This window comes from Paracoccus endophyticus, from assembly GCF_003286075.1.
Taxonomy (GTDB): Bacteria; Pseudomonadota; Alphaproteobacteria; order Rhodobacterales; family Rhodobacteraceae; genus Paracoccus; species Paracoccus endophyticus.
This window is the reverse complement of record NZ_QLUV01000001.1, coordinates 232671-257580: the sequence shown is the minus strand read 5'-3', so window position 1 is coordinate 257580 and position 24910 is coordinate 232671. Positions and strand designations below refer to the sequence as shown.

At 70.7% G+C, this 24910-nt stretch carries 25 protein-coding genes; 15 read left to right on the top strand and 10 right to left on the bottom strand.

From position 1 onward, the window contains the following. Positions 1–48 precede the first annotated feature (48 nt). A complete protein-coding gene (locus tag DPQ23_RS01275; protein ID WP_112873298.1) occupies positions 49–513 on the top strand; it encodes a PTS sugar transporter subunit IIA in 465 nt (154 codons plus the stop codon). A gap of 85 nt (positions 514–598) precedes the next feature. Here DPQ23_RS01275 and DPQ23_RS01270 read toward each other — a convergent pair whose 3' ends face one another. Continuing rightward, positions 599–1339, bottom strand: coding sequence for an N-formylglutamate amidohydrolase (locus tag DPQ23_RS01270; protein WP_112872856.1), 741 nt, complete (start codon positions 1337–1339; stop codon positions 599–601). Between the two features lie 127 nt (positions 1340–1466). Between DPQ23_RS01270 and pyk the strand changes: the two genes are divergently transcribed. From pyk to rplT, 4 genes are all read left to right on the top strand, one after another. After that, positions 1467–2915, top strand: coding sequence for a pyruvate kinase (gene pyk / locus DPQ23_RS01265; RefSeq protein WP_112873297.1), 1449 nt, complete (start codon positions 1467–1469; stop codon positions 2913–2915). Positions 2916–2948: 33 nt separating this feature from the next. Next, complete coding sequence (locus tag DPQ23_RS01260; RefSeq protein ID WP_112872855.1) at positions 2949–3173, top strand: hypothetical protein; 225 nt, start codon at positions 2949–2951, stop codon at positions 3171–3173. 106 nt (positions 3174–3279) lie between these two features. Beyond that, a complete protein-coding gene (gene rpmI, locus DPQ23_RS01255; RefSeq protein WP_112872854.1) occupies positions 3280–3480 on the top strand; it encodes a 50S ribosomal protein L35 in 201 nt (66 codons plus the stop codon). 13 nt (positions 3481–3493) lie between these two features. Then, on the top strand, positions 3494–3886 hold the full coding sequence (rplT, locus tag DPQ23_RS01250) for a 50S ribosomal protein L20 (protein ID WP_112872853.1): 393 nt from the start codon (positions 3494–3496) through the stop codon (positions 3884–3886). A gap of 150 nt (positions 3887–4036) precedes the next feature. Here the strand turns inward: rplT and speB are convergent, their stop codons facing one another. Next, positions 4037–4993, bottom strand: coding sequence for an agmatinase (gene speB / locus DPQ23_RS01245; protein WP_112872852.1), 957 nt, complete (start codon positions 4991–4993; stop codon positions 4037–4039). Positions 4994–5076: 83 nt separating this feature from the next. Between speB and mutS the strand changes: the two genes are divergently transcribed. Beyond that, a complete protein-coding gene (mutS, locus tag DPQ23_RS01240) occupies positions 5077–7713 on the top strand; it encodes a DNA mismatch repair protein MutS (protein ID WP_112872851.1) in 2637 nt (878 codons plus the stop codon). A gap of 114 nt (positions 7714–7827) precedes the next feature. Here mutS and DPQ23_RS01235 read toward each other — a convergent pair whose 3' ends face one another. The 3 genes from DPQ23_RS01235 to DPQ23_RS01225 all read right to left on the bottom strand — a co-directional run bounded on the left by DPQ23_RS01235 (position 7828) and on the right by DPQ23_RS01225 (position 10663). Beyond that, a complete protein-coding gene (locus DPQ23_RS01235; protein WP_240602288.1) occupies positions 7828–8745 on the bottom strand; it encodes a glycosyltransferase in 918 nt (305 codons plus the stop codon). After that, on the bottom strand, positions 8720–9796 hold the full coding sequence (locus DPQ23_RS01230; RefSeq protein ID WP_162630597.1) for a glycosyltransferase family 61 protein: 1077 nt from the start codon (positions 9794–9796) through the stop codon (positions 8720–8722). The genes DPQ23_RS01235 and DPQ23_RS01230 overlap by 26 nt, the downstream gene beginning before the upstream one ends. Positions 9797–9928: 132 nt before the next feature. Next, complete coding sequence (locus tag DPQ23_RS01225; RefSeq protein ID WP_112872848.1) at positions 9929–10663, bottom strand: DUF1013 domain-containing protein; 735 nt, start codon at positions 10661–10663, stop codon at positions 9929–9931. Between the two features lie 154 nt (positions 10664–10817). Here DPQ23_RS01225 and DPQ23_RS01220 point away from each other — a divergent pair, with 154 nt between their 5' ends. Then, entirely contained in the window at positions 10818–11465 is a 648-nt protein-coding gene (locus DPQ23_RS01220; protein ID WP_112872847.1) for a ribonuclease T2 family protein, read from the top strand. 223 nt (positions 11466–11688) lie between these two features. Here DPQ23_RS01220 and DPQ23_RS01215 read toward each other — a convergent pair whose 3' ends face one another. Together DPQ23_RS01215 and DPQ23_RS01210 are read right to left on the bottom strand one after the other, a co-directional pair. Continuing rightward, a complete protein-coding gene (locus tag DPQ23_RS01215; RefSeq protein WP_240602287.1) occupies positions 11689–12702 on the bottom strand; it encodes an NAD(P)H-quinone oxidoreductase in 1014 nt (337 codons plus the stop codon). Then, a complete protein-coding gene (locus DPQ23_RS01210; RefSeq protein ID WP_112872846.1) occupies positions 12699–13367 on the bottom strand; it encodes a COQ9 family protein in 669 nt (222 codons plus the stop codon). The genes DPQ23_RS01215 and DPQ23_RS01210 overlap by 4 nt, the downstream gene beginning before the upstream one ends. A gap of 99 nt (positions 13368–13466) precedes the next feature. Here DPQ23_RS01210 and rpsU point away from each other — a divergent pair, with 99 nt between their 5' ends. Continuing rightward, on the top strand, positions 13467–13673 hold the full coding sequence (rpsU, locus tag DPQ23_RS01205; RefSeq protein WP_011748553.1) for a 30S ribosomal protein S21: 207 nt from the start codon (positions 13467–13469) through the stop codon (positions 13671–13673). Between the two features lie 118 nt (positions 13674–13791). Here rpsU and rsmD read toward each other — a convergent pair whose 3' ends face one another. After that, complete coding sequence (gene rsmD, locus DPQ23_RS01200) at positions 13792–14352, bottom strand: 16S rRNA (guanine(966)-N(2))-methyltransferase RsmD (protein ID WP_112872845.1); 561 nt, start codon at positions 14350–14352, stop codon at positions 13792–13794. A 123-nt stretch (positions 14353–14475) separates the two neighbouring features. Between rsmD and rfbC the strand changes: the two genes are divergently transcribed. The 4 genes from rfbC to rfbA are packed head-to-tail and all read left to right on the top strand — an operon-like array spanning position 14476 to position 17787. Next, positions 14476–15030 carry a dTDP-4-dehydrorhamnose 3,5-epimerase gene (gene rfbC / locus DPQ23_RS01195; RefSeq protein WP_112872844.1) on the top strand — a complete coding sequence of 185 codons (555 nt, stop codon included), beginning with the start codon at positions 14476–14478 and terminating at the stop codon, positions 15028–15030. After that, positions 15027–16064, top strand: coding sequence for a dTDP-glucose 4,6-dehydratase (rfbB, locus tag DPQ23_RS01190; RefSeq protein WP_112872843.1), 1038 nt, complete (start codon positions 15027–15029; stop codon positions 16062–16064). The genes rfbC and rfbB overlap by 4 nt, the downstream gene beginning before the upstream one ends. Further along, positions 16064–16915, top strand: a complete 852-nt coding sequence (gene rfbD, locus DPQ23_RS01185) for a dTDP-4-dehydrorhamnose reductase (RefSeq protein ID WP_112872842.1) — start codon at positions 16064–16066, stop codon at positions 16913–16915. The genes rfbB and rfbD overlap by 1 nt, the downstream gene beginning before the upstream one ends. After that, complete coding sequence (gene rfbA / locus DPQ23_RS01180) at positions 16912–17787, top strand: glucose-1-phosphate thymidylyltransferase RfbA (protein ID WP_112872841.1); 876 nt, start codon at positions 16912–16914, stop codon at positions 17785–17787. Before rfbD ends, rfbA begins: the two co-directional genes overlap by 4 nt. A 63-nt stretch (positions 17788–17850) precedes the next feature. Here rfbA and DPQ23_RS01175 read toward each other — a convergent pair whose 3' ends face one another. Then, positions 17851–18558: a response regulator gene (locus DPQ23_RS01175; RefSeq protein WP_112872840.1), complete on the bottom strand. Its 708-nt coding sequence runs from the start codon at positions 18556–18558 to the stop codon at positions 17851–17853. Beyond that, positions 18555–19112 (bottom strand): MarR family winged helix-turn-helix transcriptional regulator, encoded by a 558-nt coding sequence (locus tag DPQ23_RS01170; protein ID WP_112872839.1) that lies wholly within the window; start codon positions 19110–19112, stop codon positions 18555–18557. The genes DPQ23_RS01175 and DPQ23_RS01170 overlap by 4 nt, the downstream gene beginning before the upstream one ends. Positions 19113–19301: 189 nt before the next feature. On the opposite strand from DPQ23_RS01170, the gene DPQ23_RS01165 reads away from it, so the two are divergent. The 3 genes from DPQ23_RS01165 (at position 19302) to DPQ23_RS01155 (ending at position 24898) form a co-directional block, all read left to right on the top strand. Beyond that, a complete protein-coding gene (locus tag DPQ23_RS01165; protein ID WP_112872838.1) occupies positions 19302–20174 on the top strand; it encodes a branched-chain amino acid aminotransferase in 873 nt (290 codons plus the stop codon). A 139-nt stretch (positions 20175–20313) separates the two neighbouring features. Beyond that, positions 20314–21480, top strand: coding sequence for a GNAT family N-acetyltransferase (locus DPQ23_RS01160; RefSeq protein ID WP_162630596.1), 1167 nt, complete (start codon positions 20314–20316; stop codon positions 21478–21480). 100 nt (positions 21481–21580) lie between these two features. Further along, positions 21581–24898: a calcium-binding protein gene (locus DPQ23_RS01155; protein ID WP_112872836.1), complete on the top strand. Its 3318-nt coding sequence runs from the start codon at positions 21581–21583 to the stop codon at positions 24896–24898. Positions 24899–24910: the final 12 nt, after the last annotated feature.

Genomic DNA, 24910 nt, shown 5'->3' with positions numbered 1-24910 from the left:
CGGCCGGCCGTCAAGCCGCCCGTCGGGGGCGATGAGGTCAAGGCCACGATGCGCATCAGTGACATTCTCTCCCCTGCGGCCGTGCGGTCGCAGGCTCAGGTCAGTTCAAAGAAGCGCCTGTTCCACGATCTGGCGGACATGGCCGCGGCCGCCTATGGGCTGGACGCGGCGCGGACGCTGGATTCCCTGCAGGAACGCGAAAGCCTGGGGGCGACCGGCGTGGGTCACGGTGTCGCGCTGCCGCACGCGCGCATTCCGGGGCTGGACCGCGTGGCGGGGCTGTTCCTGCGGCTGGACAAGGCGATGGACTTCGACGCGGTGGATCGCCAGCCGGTCGATCTGGTGTTCGCGCTGCTGGCCCCCGACTCGCCGGGGGTCGAGCATCTGAAGGCGCTGGCGCTGGTCAGCCGCACCCTGCGCGACGCCGACCTGCGCGCCAAGCTGCGCGCCAACGACGACCCCGTCGCGCTGCACGCCGTGCTGGCCGCAGCGCAGGACGTCAAGGCCGCCTGACCGCGGGGGCGCGATCCCGGCCGTCCCGAACCGGGGCGCTGCCCCGGACCCCGGGATATTTTTTGCAAGGAAGAACGCCCGCGTGCTATAGCCCGCTGTCGGCCAGCACCCGTTGCAGCAGGGGCGCCAGCCGGTCCGCCCACAGGGTCTGGCCCGCCGCGTCGCGGATCAGGTCGTTGCGGACCTCGATCAGCAGGTTGGGGCGGCTGTGGGACAGCGCGTGGCGGTCGATGGAATCGCCCTGGAGATGACCGGCATAGGGTTCGTTGGCGCCCGTCACCCAGCCCTGATCGCGACAGGCCTGCACCATCGCCGGTCCCAGGCGTTCATCCCGGTGGGAATACAGGATGCCCAGCAGCCAGGGGCGCGGCGGGCGGCCGCGCAGCTGCGGCGTGAAGCTGTGGACGGCGCAGATCGCCCGCGCCGGGTGCGCCGCCGCCAGCCCCGCCAGCGCCGCGTGATAGGGGCGGTGCAGCCGGTCTAGCCGGCGTTCCCGCTCGGCTGCGTCCGCGCGGCGGTTGGCGGGGATCACGGTGCCGTCGTAAAGCCGCATCAGCAGGGTGGGGTCGTCCTCGCCCCGGTTGGGGTCGATCACCAGCCGCGAGAACCGCGACAGGATCGCCGGGGCGTCCAGCCGGTCGGCCAGCGCGCGCGCCAGTCCCTCGGCCCCCACGTCCCAGGCGATGTGGCGGGCCATGTCGTCGGGCGCGATCCCCAGATCGCCGCCGCCGACCCAGTCGGGCACATGGTTGCTGGCGTGGTCGCAGGTGACCAGCCAGCGCCCCGCCCGGTCGCCGCCCGCGATCACAAACGCCTGATCCGTCATGGCTCTGTCATCCATTGCGCCCCTGCTATAGTCGCGTGCCCGGCCCGGCGCCAGTTGCCGCGTGGCGCGCTTTCCGACATAACGCGGAGAGGTTAACGCTAACGGGCCGCAGCCGATGGGGGACGGGATGAGACGACACCGCAACGTCAAGATCGTGGCGACACTGGGCCCGTCGTCGGGCGACCACGCCACCATCCGGGCGCTGTTCGACGCCGGCGCCGACGTGTTCCGCCTGAACATGAGCCATGGCACCCATGCCGAGCAGCGGGCGCGCTATGACATCATCCGCGCGGTCGAGGCCGAGACGGGCCGCCCGATCGCGGTGCTGGCCGATTTGCAGGGCCCCAAGCTGCGCGTGGGGGTCTTTGCCGCGGGCGCGCATGACCTGGAGGAGGGCGACGCCTTTCGCTTTGACCTGGACCCCGCGCCGGGCACGGGGGCGCGGGTGCAGTTGCCGCACCCGGAAATCTTCGCGGCGCTGTCGCCGGGGTCGCGGCTGCTGGTCAACGACGGCAAGATCCGGCTGCGCGTCCAGGCCTGCGGTCCCGCCTTCGCCGACTGCGTGGTCACGGCCGGGGGCACCATCTCGAACCGCAAGGGCGTGAACGTGCCCGACGTCGTGCTGCCGCTGGCCGCGCTGTCGGACAAGGACCGCGCCGACCTGGAGTTCGCCTGCGAGTTGGGCGCGGACTGGCTGGCGCTGTCGTTCGTGCAGCGCCCCGAGGACGTGATCGAGGCGCGCGACCTGGCCCGCGGGCGCGCGGCGATTTTGTCCAAGATCGAAAAGCCCGCCGCGGTGCAGGCCTTCGCCGAGATCCTGAAGGTGTCGGACGGAATCATGGTGGCGCGCGGCGACCTGGGGGTGGAACTGCCGGTGCATTCGGTCCCGCCGATCCAGAAACGGCTGGTCACCGAATGCCGGCAATGTGCCAAGCCGGTGATCGTGGCGACGCAGATGCTGGAAAGCATGATCGAAAGCCCGATGCCCACGCGGGCCGAGGTCAGCGACGTCGCCAATGCCATCTACGAGGGCGCCGACGCGGTCATGCTGTCGGCCGAATCCGCCGCCGGCCGCTATCCGGTCGAGGCGGTGCTGACCATGGACGCGGTGGCCCGGTCGGTCGAGGGCGATCCGACCTATCGCACGATCATCGACAGCACCCGCAGCATCCACAACCGCGAGACCGTCGCCGACAGCATCGCCGTCGCCGCGCGCGAGATCGCCGAGACCACCGACATCGCCGCGATCTGCGCCTATACCCAGTCCGGCACCACCGTCCGGCTGACCGCGCGCGAGCGGCCGCGCGTGCCGATCCTGGCGCTGACCTCGCTGCCCGGCGTTCTGCGGCGCATGTGCCTGGTCTGGGGCACGCATTGCGTGCTGGTCCCCGAGCTCAGCCGGTTCAAGCAGGCCGTCGTGAACGCCGCCAAGGCCGCGCGCGAGTTCGAGTTCGCCGACGAGACCCGCCAGATCGTCGTTCTGGCCGGGGTTCCGTTCAACACCAGCGGATCGACCAACATACTTAGGGTCGCTCCGTGCGACGAGCGGTTGATCTATAGCACCGACCCGGAATAAGGCCGCAGGACAAACGACGTATTCGGTGGTCCCATGTCCGACATCCTGATTCTGACCGGCACCGCGCTGATGGCGCTGTCCGTTATCCTGGCGATTGCCGCCCTGGCGCGCACGGAACCGCCGCGCGCGGCGGCCATCGCCTTTGTCGCGGGGCTTGCGGCCATGCTGTGGGGCGCGTGGATGGACCCCACGCCGTTCCGGGTCCAGGACCTGGGCCTGGCCTGGCAGCGGCTGGTCGGCGGCCAGATCCAGCTGTAATCGGTTGCCTTTGCCGCTGCGCGCCGCTATAGCGCGCGCTTCGACCCCGTGCGGCCGGCCGATTGGCATTGCCGAGTCGCACGATCACTCTGACAAGGAGACGAAAATGCCGAAGATGAAGACCAAGTCGGCCGCGAAGAAGCGGTTCTCGATGACGGCCAGCGGCAAGGTCAAGGCCGGTCCGGCGGGCAAGCGCCACGGCATGATCAAGCGTTCGACGAAATTCATCCGCGACGTGACGGGGACGATGATCCTGTCCGAGCCGGACGCGAAGATCGTCAAGAAATACATGCCCTATGACCGCTGAGAGGATCTGAACCATGTCCCGCGTTAAATCAGGCAAGGTCACCCATGCCCGCCACAAGAAGGTCCTTGACGCCGCCAAGGGCTATTACGGCAACCGTTCGCGCAACTTCCGCACCGCCACCCAGGCCGTGGACAAGGCGCTGCAATATGCGACCCGCGACCGCAAGGTGCGCAAGCGCAACTTCCGCGCGCTGTGGATCGCCCGCATCAACGCCGCCGTCCGCGCGGTGGATGCCGAGATGACCTATTCCCGCTTCATCGCCGCGCTGTCCAAGGCCGGAATCGAGGTGGACCGCAAGGTGCTGGCCGACCTGGCCGTGCACGAGCCCGAGGCGTTCAACGCCATCGTGGCCCAGGCGAAAGCCGCCGCCGGGACCCGGCCCGCCGCGGCCCCCGCCGCCGCCTGATCCTCAGGCCGCTTCGGACCGGATGAACCCGCGCCTTGGGCGCGGGTTTTTTCATGGGGCAGGGCCGCGGCCCGCCTGCGCCATGCTGCCGCCGCGTGGCCCTGCGGCGGCGCCCGGACGCGGCACCGCCGCAGGGCCACGGCGCGTGCCCTAACGGATCGCCCGCGCGTGGAAGATGAAGCCCAACAGGTTCAGCAGGACCTGCGCCGCCAGGATCGCCGTCGATCCCGAATGGTCATAGTCGGGCGCGACCTCGACCAGGTCCACCCCCACGATGTCGTGGCGGCGGGCGACGCCCTGCAGGATCTCCAGCACCTCGTAGTAGAGAAACCCCCCGTGCGAGGGCGTGCCGGTGCCCGGCGCGACGGATGGGCAGAACCCGTCGATGTCGATGGTGACGTACAGCCGCGCGCCCGCGGGGATGCGGTCCAGCAGCCCTTGCGTCCCCAGCGCGCGGACCTGACGCACCGAGAGGATGTCGCTGCCCATGGCGCGCGCGGCCTCGTACCCGTCGCGGGCGGTCGAGCTGACGTTGCGGATGCCAAGCTGGGTCAGGCCCGTCACATGGCCCCGTTCGGCCGCCCGGCGCATGGGGTTGCCGTGGCCGTGGCGCACGCCATGGCGCACGTCGACGAAATCCAGATGCGCGTCGATCTGCAGGATGTGGATCGGGCCGCGCCCCTCGAAGGCGCGGATGCAGGGGATGTTGATGGAATGATCGCCCCCGATCACCACCGGCAGCGCGCCCGCGTCCAGGATGGCGCGCACGCCCGTCTCGATGTTGGCGTGGCTGGTCTCGGTGTCGGTGTGGACGATGTCGGCGTCGCCGATGTCCACGATCCGCACGTCCGCGCCCAGATAGGTCGCGTCGTCCTCGTGGTCATAGGCGCCGGCGTGGCCGAAGCTGAACAGGGTCGAGGCCTCGCGCACCGCGCGGGGACCAAAGCGGGCGCCTGCCCGGAACTGCGTGCCGAAGTCGAACGGCGCGCCCAGGATCGCGGCGTCCGCGTCGATGGCCGACCAGTCCCCGACATAGGGCCGCTTGCCAAAGGTCGAGATCCCGACGAACGGCAGGTTCAGCCGCCCCGTGTCATAGCCGTGTCCCATTGCCGTCCCCTTGGTTTCCATCGCGTCCGGGTGCCACTAGAAAGAACCGTCCCGCGCCCGACAAGCCCGATCCAAGGCCCCCGATGACCGACCAGCCGACCCCCATGATGGCCCAGTATCTTGCGATCCGGCAGGCGAACCCCGGCGCGCTGCTGTTCTATCGCATGGGCGATTTCTACGAGATGTTCTTTGACGACGCGGTGGCCGCCGCCGCGGCGCTGGACATCGCGCTGACGAAACGCGGCACGCATCTGGGCCAGCCGATCCCGATGTGCGGCGTGCCCGTCCATGCCGCCGAATCCTATCTGCTGACGCTGATCCGCAAGGGCTTTCGCGTGGCCATCGCCGAGCAGATCGAGGACCCGGCCGAGGCGCGCAGGCGGGGCGCGAAATCCGTCGTCGCCCGCGACGTGGTGCGGCTGGTCACGCCCGGCACCCTGACCGAGGAATCGCTGCTCGAGGCGCGGCGCCACAACTTTCTGGCGGCCTTCGCCACGTTGCGCGGGGATGCGGCGCTGGCGTGGGTGGACATCTCGACCGGGGCGCTGCGGGTGTCCCCCTGTCCGCTGGCGCGGCTGGCGCCCGAGCTGGCCCGCCACGCCCCGCGCGAGCTGCTGGTGGCCGAGGGCAGCGGGCTGGAGGACCTTGCGGCCGACGCGGGCGTCGCGCTGACCGAGCTGGCCGCCGGCAGCTTTGACAGCACCGCGGCGGTGCGGCGGCTGTGCGCGGCCTATGGCGTGGACACGCTGGACGGCTTCGGCAGCTTTTCGCGGGCCGAGCTGGCGGCAATGGGGGCCATCGCCGACTATCTCGAGCTGACGCAGCGCGGCCGGATGCCGCGGCTGTTGCCCCCGGTGCGCGAAAGCGGCGCGGGCGTGGTGCAGATCGACGCCGCCACCCGGCGCAACCTTGAACTGACGCAGGCACTGTCGGGCGGGCGCGAGGGGTCGCTGCTGGCCGCCATCGACCGCACCGTGACGGCACCGGGCGCGCGGCTGCTGGACCGGCGGATCAGCGCGCCAAGCCGCGAGTTGGCGGTGATCCATGCGCGGCAGGCGGCGGTCGCGTGGCTGGTGAACGACCCGCGACTGACGGCCGACCTGCGCGCGGCGCTGGCGCGGGTGCCCGACATGGACCGCGCGATCTCGCGGCTGGCGCTGGACCGGGGCGGGCCGCGCGATCTGGGCGCGATCCGCGCAGGCCTGGCGGCGGCGGCGCAGATCGCTGCGCTGCTGGAGGGCGCCGAGGGGCTGCTGGCCCACGCCGCGCGCGACCTTGTGGGCCACGATGCGCTGATCGGCCTGCTGGACGACGCGCTGGTGGCCGAGCCGCCGCTGCTGACCCGCGACGGCGGGTTCGTCGCCGCGGGCTTTGATGCCGACCTGGACGAGACGCGCGCCCTGCGCGACGAGGGGCGCGGCGTCATCGCCCGGATGCAGGCCGACTATGCCGAGCAGGCCGGCGTCCCCGGGCTGAAGATCCGGCACAACAACGTCCTGGGCTATTTCATCGAGACGACCGCGACCCACGCCGAACGGATGCTGGCACAGCCCCTGTCGGACCGCTTCATCCACCGCCAGACCACGGCCAACCAGATCCGCTTCACCACGGTCGCGCTGTCTGAACTGGAAACCCGCATCCTGAACGCCCGCGACCGCGCGCTGGAGATCGAGCGCGCGATCTTTGCTCGCCTGTCCCGCGCCGTGCTGGACGCGGCCGGTCCCGTGGGCCAGGCCGCGCGCGCGCTGGCCGACATCGACGTGGCCGCGGCCTTTGCCGATCTGGCGACGGGCGAGGGGTGGACGCGCCCGCTAGTGGACGACAGCCGCGCCTTCGTGATCCAGGGCGGCCGCCACCCGGTCGTGGAACGCGCGCTCAAGCGCAAGGGCCAGCCCTTCGTCGCCAACGACTGCGCCCTGACGACCGGCGACACCCCGGCGATCTGGCTGCTGACCGGGCCGAACATGGCGGGCAAGTCCACCTTTCTGCGGCAGAACGCGCTGATCGCCGTGCTGGCGCAGGCGGGGGCCTTCGTGCCGGCCGCGCACGCCCATGTCGGCCTTGTCACGCAGCTGTTCAGCCGGGTGGGGGCCGCCGACGACCTGGCGCGGGGGCGGTCAACCTTCATGGTCGAGATGGTGGAAACCGCGGCGATCCTGAACCAGGCCGACGCGGGCGCGCTGGTGATCCTGGACGAGATCGGGCGCGGCACCGCGACCTGGGACGGGCTGTCGATCGCCTGGGCGGTGCTGGAGCATCTGCACGCCGCCAACCGCTGCCGGGCGCTGTTTGCGACCCACTACCACGAACTGACCCAGCTGGCCGCGCGGCTGGACGGCGTGGACAACGCCACCGTCGCCGTGCGCGAATGGCAGGGCGAGGTCATCTTCCTGCACGAGGTCCGCCGCGGCGCGGCCGACCGCAGCTATGGCGTGCAGGTGGCGCGGCTGGCGGGCCTGCCGCCTTCGGTCGTGGACCGCGCCCGGACGATCCTGGCCGCGCTGGAATCGGGCGCGCGCGAGGGCGGCGCCCGCCCCGCCGCGCTGATCGACGACCTGCCGCTGTTCCGCGCCGCCGCCGCCGCCCCCGCGCCCCCGCCCCGCCCCTCGGCCGTCGAGGCCCGGCTGCGGGCCGTCCACCCCGACAGCCTGAGCGCCCGCGAGGCGCTGGACCTGGTGTATGAGCTGGTGAGGATGGCAGGCCCGGCGGACGCCGGCTGAGGCCACACCGCCTTGCGGTTGCGTTGGGGACTTGCCGACGCGCCTGTCAGATCAGCCCTGCGCCGTCCGCAGGCCGTGACCGGCACGGATGGTCGCCGGTGGCAGTCAGGGCGATTACGCCGATGCGGCGCGACGCTCGCGTTGGGGCGATCCATCCAGTTGGATCAGGTGGTCAAGGCCGCATGCGGCCAGTCCCTTGGGCGTGATGAAGGTGAAATGCTTGGCGAACACATCGGCAACCTCATCGGCGGGGGCCGGGTACATTCCCCGTTTCTTGAGGATTTCAGCCGCATGCCGGGGGGTGTCGTTGTCGCCACGGTGCGTCACGAGATTGGGGAAATGCGGGTCGGTGATCGCATACATCCGGCGCGGAATCTGGAAATGGCCATAGTCGAAGACCGTGTGCCGCGGGTGCCTGATCGTCGCGCCCGCGCTGAAGAAGGGGCTATACCAGTTGTAAACGCCGCGGGTCGGGCCGTCCGTCACGCAGTAATACTGCTGGCTGAAGCTGACGCCCAGAATGGCCTGCTTTTCGTTCATCCGGCCCACCCGGCGCAGGCGGCGAACGAATTCACGCGAGACGCAATCATCGTCGTCCAGACGGAACTGCAAGCAGTCGGCCAGCTCGATACCTTCCTCGGCCATGATCTGCTTTTGCGCCTCGGAAACGTGCATCGGCGGCAGAAAGCGCAGGACCACCTGCGGAAAGGCCGCGCACATCGCCCGCAGGCGATCCTGATACGGTGCCGGCATCCGATCGGAGGACATCACGAGGAATCGAAAGTCCTGATCGGATTGCGCCGCGACCGACGCCAGGGTCAGGTTGAGGAATGTCGCGAACCGCGCCTCCATCCTTTCCGGCGTGAAAAGCTCGGCAGCCTTTTCCGCATAGATGGTTTCCAGCGCCTCGTCGGGCTGATTGCGGTATGCTTTCCAGTCGCCCCGGCCCAGCATCGAAAAACGGCAAACGCCAACTATCTGCATCGGTTGCTTCCCTTGGGTTCCATCACGTGCGCGCCGCGCGGCGGACAACACAGGATTGGCTTTTGGTCGAGGCTGCTTCTATCGCCGCGTGCAGTTCATCGGCAGACGGCGCGGTCCAGTCCTTGGCGGACGCGATGAACCCGTCCTGCTCCAATCTCTGGGCAAGGACCGCGTGGTCGATTTCGCCCCATGTGACATGGTTCGCCATCTTCTGCCGCTCTGTCATCCAGTCCGCCAGAACCGCAGCGACAATTACGGGCGGCTTGCCCATCACGCTTTCAAGCTGCGCGACGAGGTGCAGATAGGCGTCATGGCTGCGGCGAAGGATGATTGCCGCCTCCTGATCCGGGCGGGCGACAAATCCGAACATGTGAAACGCGGAACTATCAAGCCCGACCACTTTCCGGGCCGCCTTGAAAAGCTTGAGCTGCTGTTCCACGGACATCTTCTCGGGATAGACCGGCGTGTATCCGTTCGCGACCATGTTCCGTTCTATGGCCGCTTCGGCCAGAACGCCGCCGTTTCCATTGAACCGGGTCCTCGACACATAGACGTGGGTGGGACCATCCGGCTCGATGCGATCCGCCATTGCCCTGATCATGGCATTGAACTCGGGCGTCCCGACGGAAATCTTGCCCAGTCCGAATCCCTGTCCCGAGACGAGAAGTTCTTCGACGCGCGTCGGCTGCCTCAGGATGGCGACGGGAACATCCAACTGAAGCAATTCCAGAATACCGGCCTGGTAGCCCCGGAAATCCTTCAAGGCCTCGTGGCGCGGGGCAAAGATCACGCTTTGCACGTCGGCGCCTTCCAGCGCCCAGAGACGAGAGATCGATTCGACGATGAAGTGCCCGAAGTGGCCGTAGAATATCCCGCCCCAGAGATGGCGGCCTTTCAGGCGACTGGCGGGGTCCGGCGCACGCGACAAGGGAAGCGCCAGCCGCTTGTCGTTCCGCCACGTGGCGGCTTGGGCGCAGTCGCCGCCCGGACCCCAGACGCCGAACTCCTGCGCGTTCTCGACCGGCGGAACGATGATCGCGTCCGGGATCGACAGGACCTGGCGCGACCAGCCCTCATGCGGAAGCGGTTCCGAGATCATGCGGCCGGTCATTGCATGCACCACCGTCTTGCGTGTCAGGTCACGCCAGCGGGCATTGCCGGCAGCACCCCTCCGTCACAGGTCACGCAACTTAGACACGAAGCACAGGCAAGGCACAACCGCCCTTGCCCCTCACTTCTCGTCGTCCTCGTCCTCGTCGTCCGCCTCGGGCAGGTTGAAGAAGCTGTCGGCGTCCAGGTCGCGGGGGGGGCGGGTCTCGTCGCGCGTCAGGCTGAAGTTTTCCAGCCCCGCGATCGAGGACGGCAGGCGCGGCTCGTCGGGCATGGCAAGGCTGCTTTCGGTGGACACCAGCTTGCGGCGCTCGTCGTCGCTCATCACCTCGGGCTTGGACTTGGCGGCCTTCTGCACGGCGGCGTCCAGTTCCGACTGGCGGCACAGCCCCAGCGCCACGGGGTCGATGGGCGTGATGTTGCTGATGTTCCAGTGGCTGCGGTCGCGGATGGCCGAGATGGTGGGCTTGGTCGTGCCGACCAGACGGCTGATCTGCGCGTCGGCCAGTTCGGGGTGGAACTTGACCAGCCACAGGATCGCGGCCGGCCGGTCCTGGCGCTTGGAGAGCGGCGTATAGCGCGGGCCGCGGCGCAGCTCCTCGCCCTCGGCGGCGGGGTTGTGCTTGAGCTTGAGCGTATAGGTCGGGTCCTTCTGGCCGCGCGCGATCTCGCTCTCGTCCAGCTGGTTGGACGCCACCGGGTCGAACCCCTTGACCCCCGCGGCCACGTCGCCGTCGGCGATGCCCTGCACCTCAAGCTCGTGCATGCCGCAGAAATCCGCGATCTGCTTGAAGCTGAGGGTGGTGTTGTCGACCAGCCAGACGGCGGTGGCCTTGGCCATCAGCGGCTTGTTCATCGATTGCTCCTTCGCAATATCTCTCACGTCCGGGAAACCGGGGCGGCAGGGTGCCATTCCTCAATTTCGGGGGAATTGGCTGTTCATATACGGCCATGGCGGCCGGTTTCAAACCCCCTTTTTCGCCGCCCGACCGGCGGCTAGGGTGGCGCCCATGATCCGCATCGCAGCCCTGGCGCTTGCCCTTGCCCTGTCACTGACGCCCGGCGCGGCCCCGGCGCAGCCGGCCGACCGCGCGGGGGTGTTCGACTATCAGGTGCTGGCGCTCAGCTGGTCGCCCTCGTGGTGCGCGACCACGGGCCGGGCAGGCGAGGCGGCGCAGTGCGATCCGGCGCGGCGGACGGGGTTCGTCGTGCATGGGCTGTGGCCGCAGTACGAACGCGGCTGGCCCGCCGATTGCGACACGGCCGAGCGCGACCCCTCGCGGCGCGAAAGCCAGGCGATGGCCGACATCATGGGGTCGGGCGGGCTGGCCTGGCACCAGTGGCGCAAGCACGGCCGCTGCTCGGGCCTGTCGGCGGCCGGCTATTATCGCACGGTCCGCGCGGCCGCCGGGGGCGTGCGCATCCCGCCCGTGCTGGCGATGCTGCCGCGCGACGTGCGGCTGGACGCCGCGGTGATCGAGGACGCGTTCATCGACGTGAACCCCCGCCTGACCCGCGACGCGATCACCGTGACCTGCGACGACGGCCGGCTGGACGAGGTCCGCATCTGCCTGACGCGGGCCATGGACCCGCGCGCCTGTGCCCCCGACATCCGGCGCGACTGCGGCGCCCGGATGCTGGTCGAGGCGCCCGGCTGAGCCGCCGCCGCTGAAGGCGTCCCCTGACCTGGGCCGTGCCCCGTCCCCGCAGGCTTGCCGGCAGGCGACGCGCCCTGGCCAAGGGTCAGGATCTGTCCGGACAGGCGGGGTCACGCAACAGGCGGGACCGCCGTTGAGCGTGGCAGACCACGCCGCACCAGACCGGGCGCGGCTGTGGGCCGGTGGTGCGGGATCATCAGCCGCGCCTGTCGTCGCCGTTGGCTCACGCGCCCCCGGCCCGCAGGACGATCTTGCCGATATGCGCGCCGCCTTCCATCCGGGCGTGGGCGGCGGCGGCGTCGGCCAGGGGAAACTCCAGGTCCATGACGGGGCGCAGGCGGCCCGTCTCGGCCATCGGCCAGACGTGCTGGCGCAGCTGCTCGGCGATGCGGGCCTTGGCCAGGTCCGACTGCGGGCGCAGCGTCGATCCGGTGATCGTCAGGCGCCGCGTCATCACCGGGGCAAAGTTCACCTCGGCCTTGGGGCCGCCCAGGAACGCGATGAAGACCAGCCGCCCGTCGTCGGCCAGCGCCTTGAGGTTGCGCGCGATATAGTCGCCGCCCACCATGTCCAGGATCAGGTCGGCCCCGCCCTCGGCGCGCAGCACCGCGACGAAATCCTCGGTGCGATAGTGGATGGCGGTGCCGCCCAGCGATTCGACCGCCGCGCATTTCTCGGCGCTGCCGGCGGTCGCCCAGACGCGCGCGCCCAGGGCGCGGGCGATCTGGATCGCGGTGGTGCCGATTCCCGACGACCCGCCGTGGACCAGAAAGCGCTCGCCCGCCTGCAGCCCCCCGCGCATCACGATGTTGGACCAGACGGTGAAGCAGGTTTCCGGCAGGCAGGCCGCCTCGCGCAGCGACAGCCCCGTCGGGACCGGCAGGGCGTGGTCGGCGGCGGTCAGCGCATACTCGGCATAGCCCCCGCCCGGCAGCAGCGCGCAGACGGCGTCGCCCGGCCGCCAGCGCGTGACGCCGGGACCGATGGCCGCCACATGGCCGGAACATTCCAGGCCCGGCAGGTCGGACGCGCCGGGGGGCGGGGCATAGGCGCCCATGCGTTGCAGCACGTCCGGCCGGTTCACCCCGGCGAAGGCGACGCGGATCAGGATCTGGCCATGGCCGGGCGCCGGCAGCGGGCGGCGGGCGGGGGTCAGGACCTCGGGGCCGCCGGGGCCGGTGATCTCGATCACGTCCATCTCGGGCGGCAGGCCCAGCCTGATCGCCTCGCCGCTCATGCGCGGTCCTTTCGCGCGCGCCACCGGCCCGGGGCGCGGGACGGGGCAGGCTTGCGGATCCAGCCGGTCGCCAGATCGGCCAGCGCCGCCGCGCCCGGCAGCTTGCGCGCCCGCGCCTTCAGCTTTTCGATCCGCATGACCCCCTCGATCCGCCGGTCGATGAAGGCGCGGGTGTCCGCCTTGCCGTCCGAATGGTCGCCCAGCCAGTACAGCACCACCGCCGCCCAGACCGAGGCCAGCGTCGCGCGCTTGGTCCACCAGTTCACGTCGGCCGAGGTGTCGCCCAGCCCGGTCCAGATCGTGTCGGCGGTTTCCCAGGTCAGCCGCGCGCCCAGCGCCGCGTTCTGCGGCAGCGCCATGACCGCCGCGCCCGCGCGCACAAGTTCGGGGTCCGACAGCGCAAGCCGTTCCCAGATCGCCGCCGCCACCCGGTCGCGGAACCGGCCCGCGACGGGCGCGGACGCAAGGCGCTCGCGCAGGGCCGCGTCGCCGCGCCGGTGATAGGCGGCGGCCAGCCCCGCGCCGCCCTGCGGGATCAGCGCGCGGGCCAGATCCGGCGACAGGCCCAGGTCGCGCGCGCCCGCGGCGATGGCGCGCTGGTTCATCCCCTCGAACGGGACATGGGTCAGGGCGGCGTCGATCAGCCGGTCGCGGTCGTCGGTCATGCTCAGGTCTCCGGGCTGGACAGGACGGGGCCTGATGGTGTAAGCGGCCCCGTCCTGCAATCAAGATCAACTCTAACCTAGGAAGGTGGTGACAACCACATGCAGGTAAGCGTTCGCGACAACAACGTCGAACAGGCGCTTCGTGCCCTGAAGAAGAAGCTTCAGCGCGAAGGGGTCTTTCGTGAAATGAAGCTCAAGCAGCATTTCGAAAAGCCGTCGGTCAAGAAAGCCCGTGAAAAGGCCGAGGCCGTCCGCCGCGCCCGCAAGCTGGCCCGTAAAAAGGCACAGCGCGAAGGCGCACTCTGAGGACCCGCCCCGCGGATCCTTGGAATCGTGAGACGGTGCGCCCCTGGGCGCACGCGAGCCGGACAGGTTCAGGAAACGGCCCCTGCCATCGCGGCGGGGGCCGTTTCATCTGGCGCCCTCAGCCCGCGGCCCGCAGCAGCGTAACCAGCGTGTCGCCATAGCGGCGCTGGTCAAGCGGCATCATCCCGGCCGGGGGCAGGGGGGGCGTGTCCTCCTCCCACACGATCAGGGCGGCGGGGGCGATCCAGCTGCCCGCCAGGGCCGAGGCCAGCGCCGCCTCGCCCAGCCGCGCGCCATAAGGCGGGTCCAGGAACACCACGTCATAGGGCGCGCCCCGGTTCGGCCCCAATGCCGTCGCGTCGCGCCGCCAGATGTCGGTCGCGCCCATCGCGCGGGCCTTCTCGATGTTGGCGCGCAGCAGGGCGCGCGCGGCCGTGCCGTCGTCGACGAACGCCACGCGGCCGGCGCCGCGCGACAGCGCCTCGAGCCCCAGCGCGCCGGTGCCCGCGAACAGGTCCAGCACGCGCGCGCCGTCCAGCGCGATGCCATGGCTGTTCTGGATCAGGTTGAACATCGCTTCGCGCACGCGGTCGGTCGTCGGGCGCAGGTGGCCGGCCGGGTCGCCCGCGCCCACGTCCGCCAGCCTCAGTCCGCGCAACCTGCCGCCCACGATCCGCATGGCTGCGTCCCTTCCGCTCAATCCACGGGCGAAACTAGCGCGCTGGCAGGGACTTGCACAGCCGCCGCTTTTCCTTGGCCGCGAAAAATGCCAACAGACGCGAAACGAATCCGAGGGACCGAGATGCAGATCGAGACCACCTCCCTTCCCGGCGTGCTGATCCTGACGCCCGCCCGCCACGGCGACGCGCGCGGCTTTTTCGCGGAAAGCTGGAACCGGCGCACCCTGGCCGAGGCCGGGGTCCACCTGCCCGAGTTCGTGCAGGACAACCATTCGCTGTCGGCACGCGCCGGCACGCTGCGCGGGCTGCATTACCAGGCCCCGCCGCACGCGCAGGGCAAGCTGGTGCGCTGCGGGCGCGGCAGCCTCTATGACGTGGTGGTGGACGCGCGGCGCGGGTACGCGACCTATGGCCGCTGGGTGGGCGTCGAGCTGAGCTTTGCGAACGCCCGCCAGATCTGGGTTCCGCCGGGATTCCTGCATGGCTTCGTCACCCGCGAGGACGACACCGAGATCTGCTACAAATGCACCGCGCATTACGACCGCGCGTCCGAGGGCGGGGTCCGCTGGGACAGCGTCGGGATCGACTGGGGCGTCCCCGACCCGATCCTGTCGGACAAGGACCGCGCGGCCCCGGCCTTTGCCGACTGGCAATCCCCGTTCGAGGTGACGGCATGAAGATCCTTGTGACCGGCGGCGCGGGGTTCATCGGCTCGGCCGTGGTGCGGCAGGCGGTGGCCCGCGGCCATGCGGTCGTGAACCTCGACGCGCTGACCTATGCGGCCAACCTCGAGAACGTGGCCAGCGTGGCCGGCAGCCCGCTTTATGCCTTCGAGCATGTGGACATCCGCGACCGGGCGGCGCTGGACCGGGTGCTGGACCGGCACCGGCCCGACGCCATCCTGCACCTGGCCGCGGAAAGCCATGTGGACCGGTCCATCGACGGCCCCGGCGCCTTCATCGAGACGAACGTCACCGGCACCTACAACCTGCTGGAGGCCGCGCGTGCCTGGTGGACGCGCGAGGGCCGGCCCGAGGGGTTCCGCTTTCACCACGTCTCGACCGACGAGGTGTTCGGCTCGCTGGGCGAGACGGGCCAGTTCACCGAGGCGACGCCCTATGACCCGCGCAGCCCCTATTCGGCCTCCAAGGCGGCCAGCGACCATCTGGTGCGCGCCTGGCACGAAACCTATGGCCTGCCGGTCGTGCTGACCAACTGTTCCAACAACTACGGCCCCTATCACTTCCCCGAAAAGCTGGTGCCGGTCGTCATCCTCAGGGCGCTGGCGGGCCAGCCGATCCCGGTCTACGGCGACGGCGGCAACGTGCGCGACTGGCTGTATGTCGAGGATCACGCCGATGCCCTGCTGACGGTGCTGGACCGCGGCACGGTCGGGCGCAGCTACAATATCGGGGGCGAGAACGAGGCCCGCAACATCGACCTGGTCCGCACCATCTGCGCGCATCTGGACGACCTGCGCCCCGAGGGCGCGCCCCACGACCGGCTGATCACCTTCGTGCCCGACCGGCCCGGCCACGACCGCCGCTATGCCATCGACCCGACCCGCATCCGCACCGAGCTGGGCTGGCGGCCGTCGGTGACGGTGGAACAGGGGCTGCGCCTGACCGTCGAATGGTATCTGGCCAACCCCGGCTGGTGGCGCCCGCTGCTGGACCGGCAGGGCGTGGGCCAGCGGCTGGGGGTCGCGTGATGGACGGGCTGCTGGTCTTCGGCCGCACCGGGCAGGTCGCGCGCGAACTGGCGCGCCTCGCGCCCGGCGCGCGGTTCGCGGGGCGCGAGGACGCCGACCTTTCGGACCCCGCCGCCTGCGCCGCGCTGATCCGCGCCGTGCGGCCCCGCGCCGTCATCAACGCCGCCGCCTGGACGGCCGTGGACCGGGCCGAAGCGGAACCGGATGCGGCGCGCCGGGTCAACGCCGACGCGCCGGGTGCGATGGCCGCGGCCTGCGCGGACCTGGGCGTGCCGTTCGTCCATATCTCGACCGATTATGTCTTCGACGGTTCGGGCGAGGCGCCACGGGCCGAGGATGCGCCGACCGCGCCGCTGGGCGTCTATGGCGCCACCAAGCTGGACGGCGAACGCGCCATCGCGGCCGCGGGCGGGCAATGGGCGGTGCTGCGGACAAGCTGGGTCTTCTCGGCCCACGGCAGCAATTTCGTCAGGACGATGCGCCGGCTGGGCGCGGAACGCCCCCGCCTGACCGTCGTGGCCGACCAGGTCGGCGGGCCGACCGCCGCCCGCGACATCGCCCGCGCGGTGCTGACGATGGCCGAACAGATGACGGCCGACCCTGCCAAGGGCGGGCTTTACCATTTCGCCGGGGCGCCGGACGTCAGATGGGCCGAGTTCGCCCGTGCGATTTTGGCCCGGTCCGGCCTTTCGGCCGAGGTCGTGGACATTCCGACCGCCGATTATCCCACGCCCGCACGCCGGCCGCTGAACTCGCGGCTGGACTGCGCGGCGATCACCCGCGACTTCGGCATCGCGCGCCCCGATTGGCGCGTCAGCCTGGACCCTGTCATCAAGGAGCTTTCTGCATGACCCAGCGCAAGGGCATCATCCTGGCCGGCGGGTCGGGCACCCGGCTTTACCCGATCACCATGGGGCTGTCCAAGCAGCTGCTGCCGATCTACGACAAGCCGATGATCTACTACCCGATCAGCGTGCTGATGCTGTCGGGCATCCGCGAGATCGCGATCATCACCACGCCCGACGACCAGGCCCAGTTCCAGCGCCTGCTGGGCGACGGCAGCCAGTGGGGCGTTGCGTTCACCTGGATCGTCCAGCCCCGCCCCGACGGGCTGGCGCAGGCCTATATCCTGGCCGAGGAGTTCCTGGCCGGCGCGCCGTCCGCGATGGTGCTGGGCGACAACATCTTCTTTGGCCACGGGTTGACCGAGCTGCTGGAGGCCGCCGGCGCGCGGACGGGCGGCGGCACGGTCTTCGGCTATCGGGTGGCCGACCCCGAACGCTATGGCGTGGTGGCCTTCGACGACCGGGACCGGGCCGTGCAGATCATCGAAAAACCCGCAGTCCCGCCGTCGAACTATGCCGTCACGGGCCTTTATTTCCTGGACGGCACGGCCCCCGAACGGGCGCGGGGCGTCCGCCCCTCGGCGCGGGGCGAGCTGGAGATCACGTCCCTGCTGGAAACCTATCTGCACGAGGGCGCGCTGGTCGTCGAGAAGATGGGCCGCGGCTATGCCTGGCTGGACACCGGCACGCACGGCAGCCTGCTGGACGCGGGCAACTTCGTGCGCACGCTGGAAAACCGCCAGGGGATGCAGTCCGGCTGCCCCGAGGAGATCGCCTTCGACAAGGGCTGGATCGGCCGCGACCAGCTGGCCGCCCGTGCCAGGATGTTCGCCAAGAACGAGTACGGCGACTATCTGCACCGCCTGCTGGACGCCTGAGCGTCCGGCCGCACCCGCAGGGGCGACAGGCCAGGGATGCGCAGAGGGTTGGGGGCTGTGGCCTCAGTCCGGCACCAGCATGTAGCCGGTGCCGCGCACGGTCTGCAAAAAGCGCGGCTCGCGCGGGTCGGGTTCGATCTTGCGGCGCAGGCGGGTGATCTGGACGTCGATGGCGCGCTCGCTGTTCTCGCCGCCCTCGTCGGGGTCGCGGCCCAGTTCCTCGATCAAGGCGGCGCGGCTGACGGCCTCGCCCGGCGTGTCGGCCAGGCGGCGCATCAGCGTCTGCTCGCTGCCGGTCAGGCGGATGTGGCTGTCGCCCTGCATCAGCTCGCCCTTGCCCGCGTCATAGCGCAGCGGGCCCAGCGCCAGGTACTTGGGCCCCCGCGCCTCGGCCGCGGGCACGCGCCGCAGGATGGCGGCGATCCGCAGCAGCAGCTCGCGCGGCTCGAACGGCTTGGGCAGGTAATCGTCGGCGCCCGATTCCAGGCCGGTGATGCGGTCGTCGGTATCGCCGCGCGCCGTCAGCAGCAGGATCGGGGTGGACGCGCGTTTGCGCAGGTCGCGGGTCAGCGCAAAGCCATCCTCGCCCGGCATCATCACGTCCAGCACGATCAGGTCGAAATCCAGCCCCGCCAGCAGCCTGCGCGCCTGCGCGGCGTCGCGCGCGGTGGTGACAAGGAACCCGTTGCGCACCAGGAACCGGCGCAGCAGCGTGCGGATGCGCTCGTCGTCGTCCACCACCAGGATGTGGCTGTCGGGGGCGCCGGTCATGCCTTGCCCTCGGGCAGGTCGCGCAGCGACTGGAACTGGCGCAGCGTGTCGCGGTCCATCATGGATTCCAGCACCTGCCGGAACCCCGCCACCGCCTGCGGCCCCGCCGCGCGATAGGCCGCGCGCATCCGCGCGCGCTGCGATTCCGACAGCCGCTTTTCCAGCGCCGCGCCCTTGTCGGTCAGGTAGAGCTGGCGTTCGCGCCGGTCGCGGCGGCCGACGCGGCTTTCCACCAGCCCATCGTCGAGCAGCCCGCGCAGCACGCGGTTCAGCGATTGCTTTGTCACCCCCAGCACGTCCAGCAGCGCCGTCACCGTCAGCCCCGGATCGCGGTTGATGAAATGCAGCGTGCGGTGGTGGGCGCGGCCATAGCCCATTTCCTCGAGCATCAGGTCGGGGTCCGAGGTGAAGGCGCGATAGGCGAAGTACATCGCCTCGATCCCGCGGCGCAGCTGTTCGTCGGTCAGGAACAGCAGCGTCTCGCCCCCCGGCCCGGCGGCCAGCCTGCTGCCCTGGCCCGCCCCGAAGCTTCGTCCCGCGCCTGCCTGCTGCATTGCCCCCGGTCCCCCTTGGTCCACCACCGGCGGCCGCCAGCCGCCCTTTTCCGATGCCACCAAGTAATAGGGCAGTCTTGTTGACTTTCCAAGAATCAATCGTTACCGATTGCCCGCAGAGCGCAACTTTCTGCCGTGTTTCTGGCGGGGCTGCGTAACAATCGCAAAGAAGGTCAGGGGGACCGCGACATGGCAGGCAGCTATGAAGACCGCGACGGCAAGATCTGGATGGACGGCGAACTGGTCGACTGGCGCGACGCCAAGGTGCATGTGCTGACCCACGCCCTGCATTACGCCAGCGCCGTGTTCGAGGGCGAGCGCTGCTATGACGGCAAGATCTTCAGGGGCCACGACCACTCGGAACGGCTGCTGAAATCCGGCCAGCTGATCGACATGGACATCCCCTGGACCGCCGACCAGATCGACGCCGCCAAGCGGCAGGTGCTGGACGCCAACGGCTTCGACAACGCCTATGTGCGCGCGCTGGCCTTCCGCGGCGCGGGGCCGGACATGGGGGTCGCGGCCAGCCACAACCCGGTGCGGCTGGCGATCTGCACCTGGGAATGGGGCAGCTATTACGGCGACGCCAAATGGCAGGGCGCCAAGCTGGACATCGCCAAGTGGAAGCGCCCCAGCCCCGAGACGATCCCGGCGGCCGCGAAGGCCGCCGGCCTTTACATGATCTGCACCATGTCCAAGCACGCGGCCGAGAAGAAGGGCTGCTCGGACGCGCTGTTCATGGACTATCGCGGCTACGTGGCCGAGGCGACGGGCGCGAACGTCTTCTTCGTCCGCGACGGAGAGGTGCACACCCCCCTGGCCGACGTGTTCCTGAACGGGCTGACCCGCCAGAGCATCATCGCGATGCTGAAGGAGCAGGGCACCCCGGTCCACGAACGCCACATCCTGCCCGAGGAGGTCGCGACCTTCCAGGAATGCTTCCTGACCGGATCGGCGGCCGAGGTGACGCCGGTGGCGCAGATCGGCGAGGACTGGAACTTCCAGGTCGGCGCGACCACCCGAAAGATCGCCGAGGACTACGAGGCGCTGGTCCGCGCGTGAGGCACGGCCGGGGGGCCGCGCGCCCCTTGGGCCCGCGGCCTGCCCCCGCGGGGGCAGCCGGGACAGGACCCGCGGGCGCATGGGGAACCGTGCGCCCGCCGGGCGTTGCGATCGGGCAAAGCGTGCCTAGATGACGACAATGGCCGAACTGACCGTCACCCTGCTGCCCTCGATCCAGGATATCGCCGCGGCCGACTGGGACGCCTGCGGGGACGGGGGCGATCCGTTCACCAGCCATCGTTTCCTGCTGGCGCTGGAACGCTCGGGGTCCGTGGGCGGGCGGACGGGATGGCTGCCGCGTCCCCTGGTCGCACGCAGGGACGGTGCCGTGGTCGGGGTGGCGCCGTGCTATCTCAAGGCCCACAGCCAGGGCGAATACATCTTCGACCACGCCTGGGCCGAGGCCTGGCACCGCGCGGGCGGGCGCTATTACCCCAAGCTGCAATGCGCGGTGCCCTTTACCCCGGCCACCGGGCCGCGGCTGATCGCGCAGGACGCGCGCGTCCGGGCCGCCCTGCTGGCCGCCATGGCGCAGGTGGCCGACCAGGCCGGGCTGTCGTCGGCCCATGTCACCTTCTGCACCGCGCCCGAGCGGGCGCTGGCCGAGGCGCAGGGCTGGCTGTCGCGGACCACCACCCAGTATCACTGGGAAAACCGCGGCTATCGCAGCTTCGACGATTTTCTGGCGCAGCTGTCCAGCCGCAAGCGCAAGGTGATCCGCAAGGAACGCGACCGCGCGCAGGCCTTTGGCGGCACCATCCGCAGCCTGCGCGGCGACGACATCCGCCCCGAGCATTGGGATGCGTTCTGGACCTTCTATCAGGATACCGGGCAGCGCAAATGGGGGCGGCCCTATCTGACGCGGGCGTTCTTCGACGCGCTGCACGACACGATGCGCGACGACTGCCTGCTGGTTCTGGCCGAACGCGGCGGACGCCCCGTCGCCGGGGCGCTGAACCTGATCGGGCGGGACACGCTGTACGGCCGCTACTGGGGCTGCGTCGAGGATCACCCGTTCCTGCATTTCGAGCTGTGCTATCACCGCGCCATCGACTGGGCGATCGCGCACGGGCTGGCGCGTGTCGAGGCCGGCGCGCAGGGCGAGCACAAGCTGGCCCGCGGCTATCTGCCGAGCGAGATCCATTCGGTCCACTGGATCGCCGACGCGGGCTTTCGCGCGGCCATCGCCGACTATCTGCGCCACGAGACGGCGGCGGTGGGCGACGACATGGCCGAGACCGCGGCCTTCGGCCCCTATCGCCGCGAGGCCGCGGGGCCTGAGAGTCAGGGATTGGGCGACCGTTAAAATCCCCGGCACTTTGCGGCCTTTCGTGGGCAGAAACTCATGGACCTGAAAGACCTTGGCCGCATTCTGCACCCCGGACCGATGACGTTGGGGGACGGGAATGGTCGATGTTCGCCTTGTGGCCATTCTGGGCGGCCCCCGCGCGGGGTTCGTCCAGAACCTGACCGACCTGACCCTGGGGGTCGTGGGCGGGCGGACGATGCTGTACGGCGTGACCCATGCCGGGGGCGGGCAGACCGTCTGGTGGGTGGCCGATCCCGACCGGCAGGTGGTCACGGTGGCCAGCCACCCCTTTGGTTCCGGCCTGCGCCACCAGGCCGACCCCGAGGCGGTGCTGATCGACCGCCCCGGCGGCATCAGCCTGCTGACCGCCGGCCTGTACGGCGCCCCTGCCGCGGTGCGCCAGCTGCGCGAGGACGGCGCGCTGGGGTCGGCGGACGACGCCCTGAACCTGGCGTCGCTGCCGGCCGACGTGCTGACCGCACACAGCCTGACCACCCTGTCCGGCCTGTCGATGCTGGCCGTGACCTGCCATGACCTGGCGGCCTTTTCGATCTGGCGGCAACTGGACGACGGCCGGCTGGGGCGGGTGGACTGGGCTGCCGCGCCCCACGGCCTGCCGGCCGATGCGCAGGTCGACCGCGTGGTGGCGATCCGCATCGGCTCGCTGGACCTGATCGCCACCGCCTCGACTCGCGGGAACTACATCGCGCTGCACCGCATCCTGCCCGACGGCACGCTGGGGCACGGCGAATTCCTGGGCGCCGCGCGCGGCGCCGGCTTCAACGGTCCGCGCGACATTGCCCATGTCGAGGTGGGCGGGCAGCATTTCCTGGTGGTCAGCGGCGCCGGAAGCTCGTCGCTGACCACCCTGCGCGTCACGCCCGGCGGCGGGCTGGTCCCGGTCGATCACGTGCTGGACGAGCGCACGACGCGGTTCGAGGCCGCCACGGTGCTGGAGGCGGTGTCGCTGGACGGCCGTGCCTTCGTCATCGCGGGGGGCGCCGACGACGGGCTGAGCCTGTTCACCGTGACACCCGACGGGCGGCTGCTGCACCTGCAGACCATCGCCGACCGCGCCGATCTTGCGCTGGCGGACGTCTCGGCGCTGGCCGCGCAGGTCGTGGACGGCCGGATCGTGGTCTTTGCCGGCTCTGCCACGGAACGAGGCCTGACGCAGTTCGTCATCGACCCCGGCGAGAGCGGACAGACCCGTTCCGTCGGAGAGGGGCGCCACGACGGCACCGCGGGGGACGACCTGATCCAGGGCGGGGCCGGCACCACCATCATCAAGGGCCTGGACGGCGACGACATCCTGATCGCGGGGGCAGAGTCGGTCGCGATGTACGGCGGCCGCGGCGCCGACCTGTTCGTCCCGCTGCCGGTGGACGGCCGTGTCGCGGTCAAGGACTTCGAGATGGGCGTGGACCGGCTGGACCTGTCCATGCTGGGCATGATCCGGTCCACCCTGCAGCTGCGCATGACGCCCCAGACCTGGGGCATCAAGATCCGCTTCGGCGAGACGGTGATCGACGTCTATTCCGGCGACGGGCGCACGCTGCTGCCCGGGCTGTTCGACAATTCCCTGTTTCCCGTGGCCCACTATGCCCCGCCGGCCATCGCGCTGGAACTGGTGGGCTCGCCCCGCGCCGACGTTCTGGCCGCACGCGGGGGCGCGACGGTCTGGGGGATGGATGGCAACGACACGGTGCTGGGCAGCGCCTCGGGCGACCGCATCATGGCCGGGGCGGGCGCCGACCGGATCACGGCCGATGGCGGCGGGGACACCGTGCAGGGCAATTCCGGCAACGACACGCTGCGCGGCGGCGCCGGCGGCGACGTGATGGCTGCGGGCGACGGCCACGACCAGCTGTTCGGCGAGGCTGATGACGACCGGCTGATGGGCGACGCGGGCAACGACACGATGCTGGGCGGCACGGGAAACGACCAGTTGAACGGCGGCGACGGCGCCGACCTGCTGGACGGCGGCGAGGGCCGCGACACTCTGGCGGGCGGGGCGGGCGACGACCGGCTGCAGGGCGGCGCGGGCGACGACGTGCTGATCGACGCGCTGGGGCGCAACGTGTTCATCGACCTGACGGGCCGCACGCTGATGATCGGCGGGTTGCTGCGCGACGTGATGGCCGCGGGCGCGGGTGCCGACACGCTGCGGCCCGGCGGGGGCAACGATCACGTCTCGGCCGGGGCCGGGCGGGACCGGGTCGAGGCGGGCGGCGGGAACGATCTTGTCCTTGGTGGCGCCGGCGAGGACACGATCCTGGGCGGCGACGGGGACGACACCCTGCGGGGCCATTCCGAAAACGACCTGATGGGCGGCGGCGCGGGCCACGACCGGCTGAGCGGGGGCCTGGGCGACGACACGCTGCACGGCCAGGGCGGGCGCAACATGCTGGCGGGCGACTGGGGGACCGACGTGCTGCGGGGGGGCGAGCTGTCGGACACGCTGTTTGGCGGGGAAGGCGCTGACCTGCTGTCGGCGGGCCAAGGGGGGGACCGGCTGTTTGGCGGGGATGACGGCGACACGCTGCTGGGCGGGGCCGGAACCGACACGCTGGCGGGCGGCGAGGGCAACGACCTTGTGGGCGGGGGCCTGGGCGGCGACGTCCTGTCGGGCGATGGCGGCGCGGACACGCTGCGCGCGCACCAGGGCAACGACAGGGTCTACGGGGGTGCGGGCAACGACGCGGCCGACGGCGGGTCCGGAAACGATGCCCTGCACGGCGAACTGGGCGACGACCGGCTGATGGGCGGCGCGGGAAACGACGCGCTCGGCGGCGCTGTCGGTCACGACAGCCTGTGGGGCAACACCGGCGACGACCGCCTGTTCGGTGGCGAGGGCAACGACCGGCTGCTGGGGGAATGGGGCCGTGACGCGCTGGACGGCGGGGCGGGTCAGGATGCGCTGTTTGGCGGAATGGACGACGACGTGATCCTGGGGGGGGCTGACGCAGATTGGCTGTCGGGCGGGCAGGGGGCCGATTCGCTGTACGGCGGCGCGGGGGCGGACAGCCTGTCGGGCGGGGCGGGCGCGGATCTGCTGCAGGGTGGCGCCGGCGACGACCTGCTGTTCGCCCGCGGCGACGGCGATGTGCTGCACGGGGGCGAGGGCGCGGACGCGTTCCGCTTTCTGCCGCCCGCGCCGGGCCCAGGGAACCCGCCGCACCCCGACCGGATCGCCGATTTCCAGTCGGGCAGCGACAGGCTGGACCTGTCGGCGATCTGGGGCGCCTGGCTGGACCAGGCGGCGTTCTCTGGCGCGGGGCGCGCGGAATGGCGGTGGCTTGCGGTCGCGGGCGGGGTTCAGGTGCTGGCGGACCTGGACGGCGACCGGCTGGCCGACCTGATCGTGCGGATCGAGGGATTGGCGCGGCTGACCGGCGACGACGTGCTCGGCTGACCGGCGCGGGCC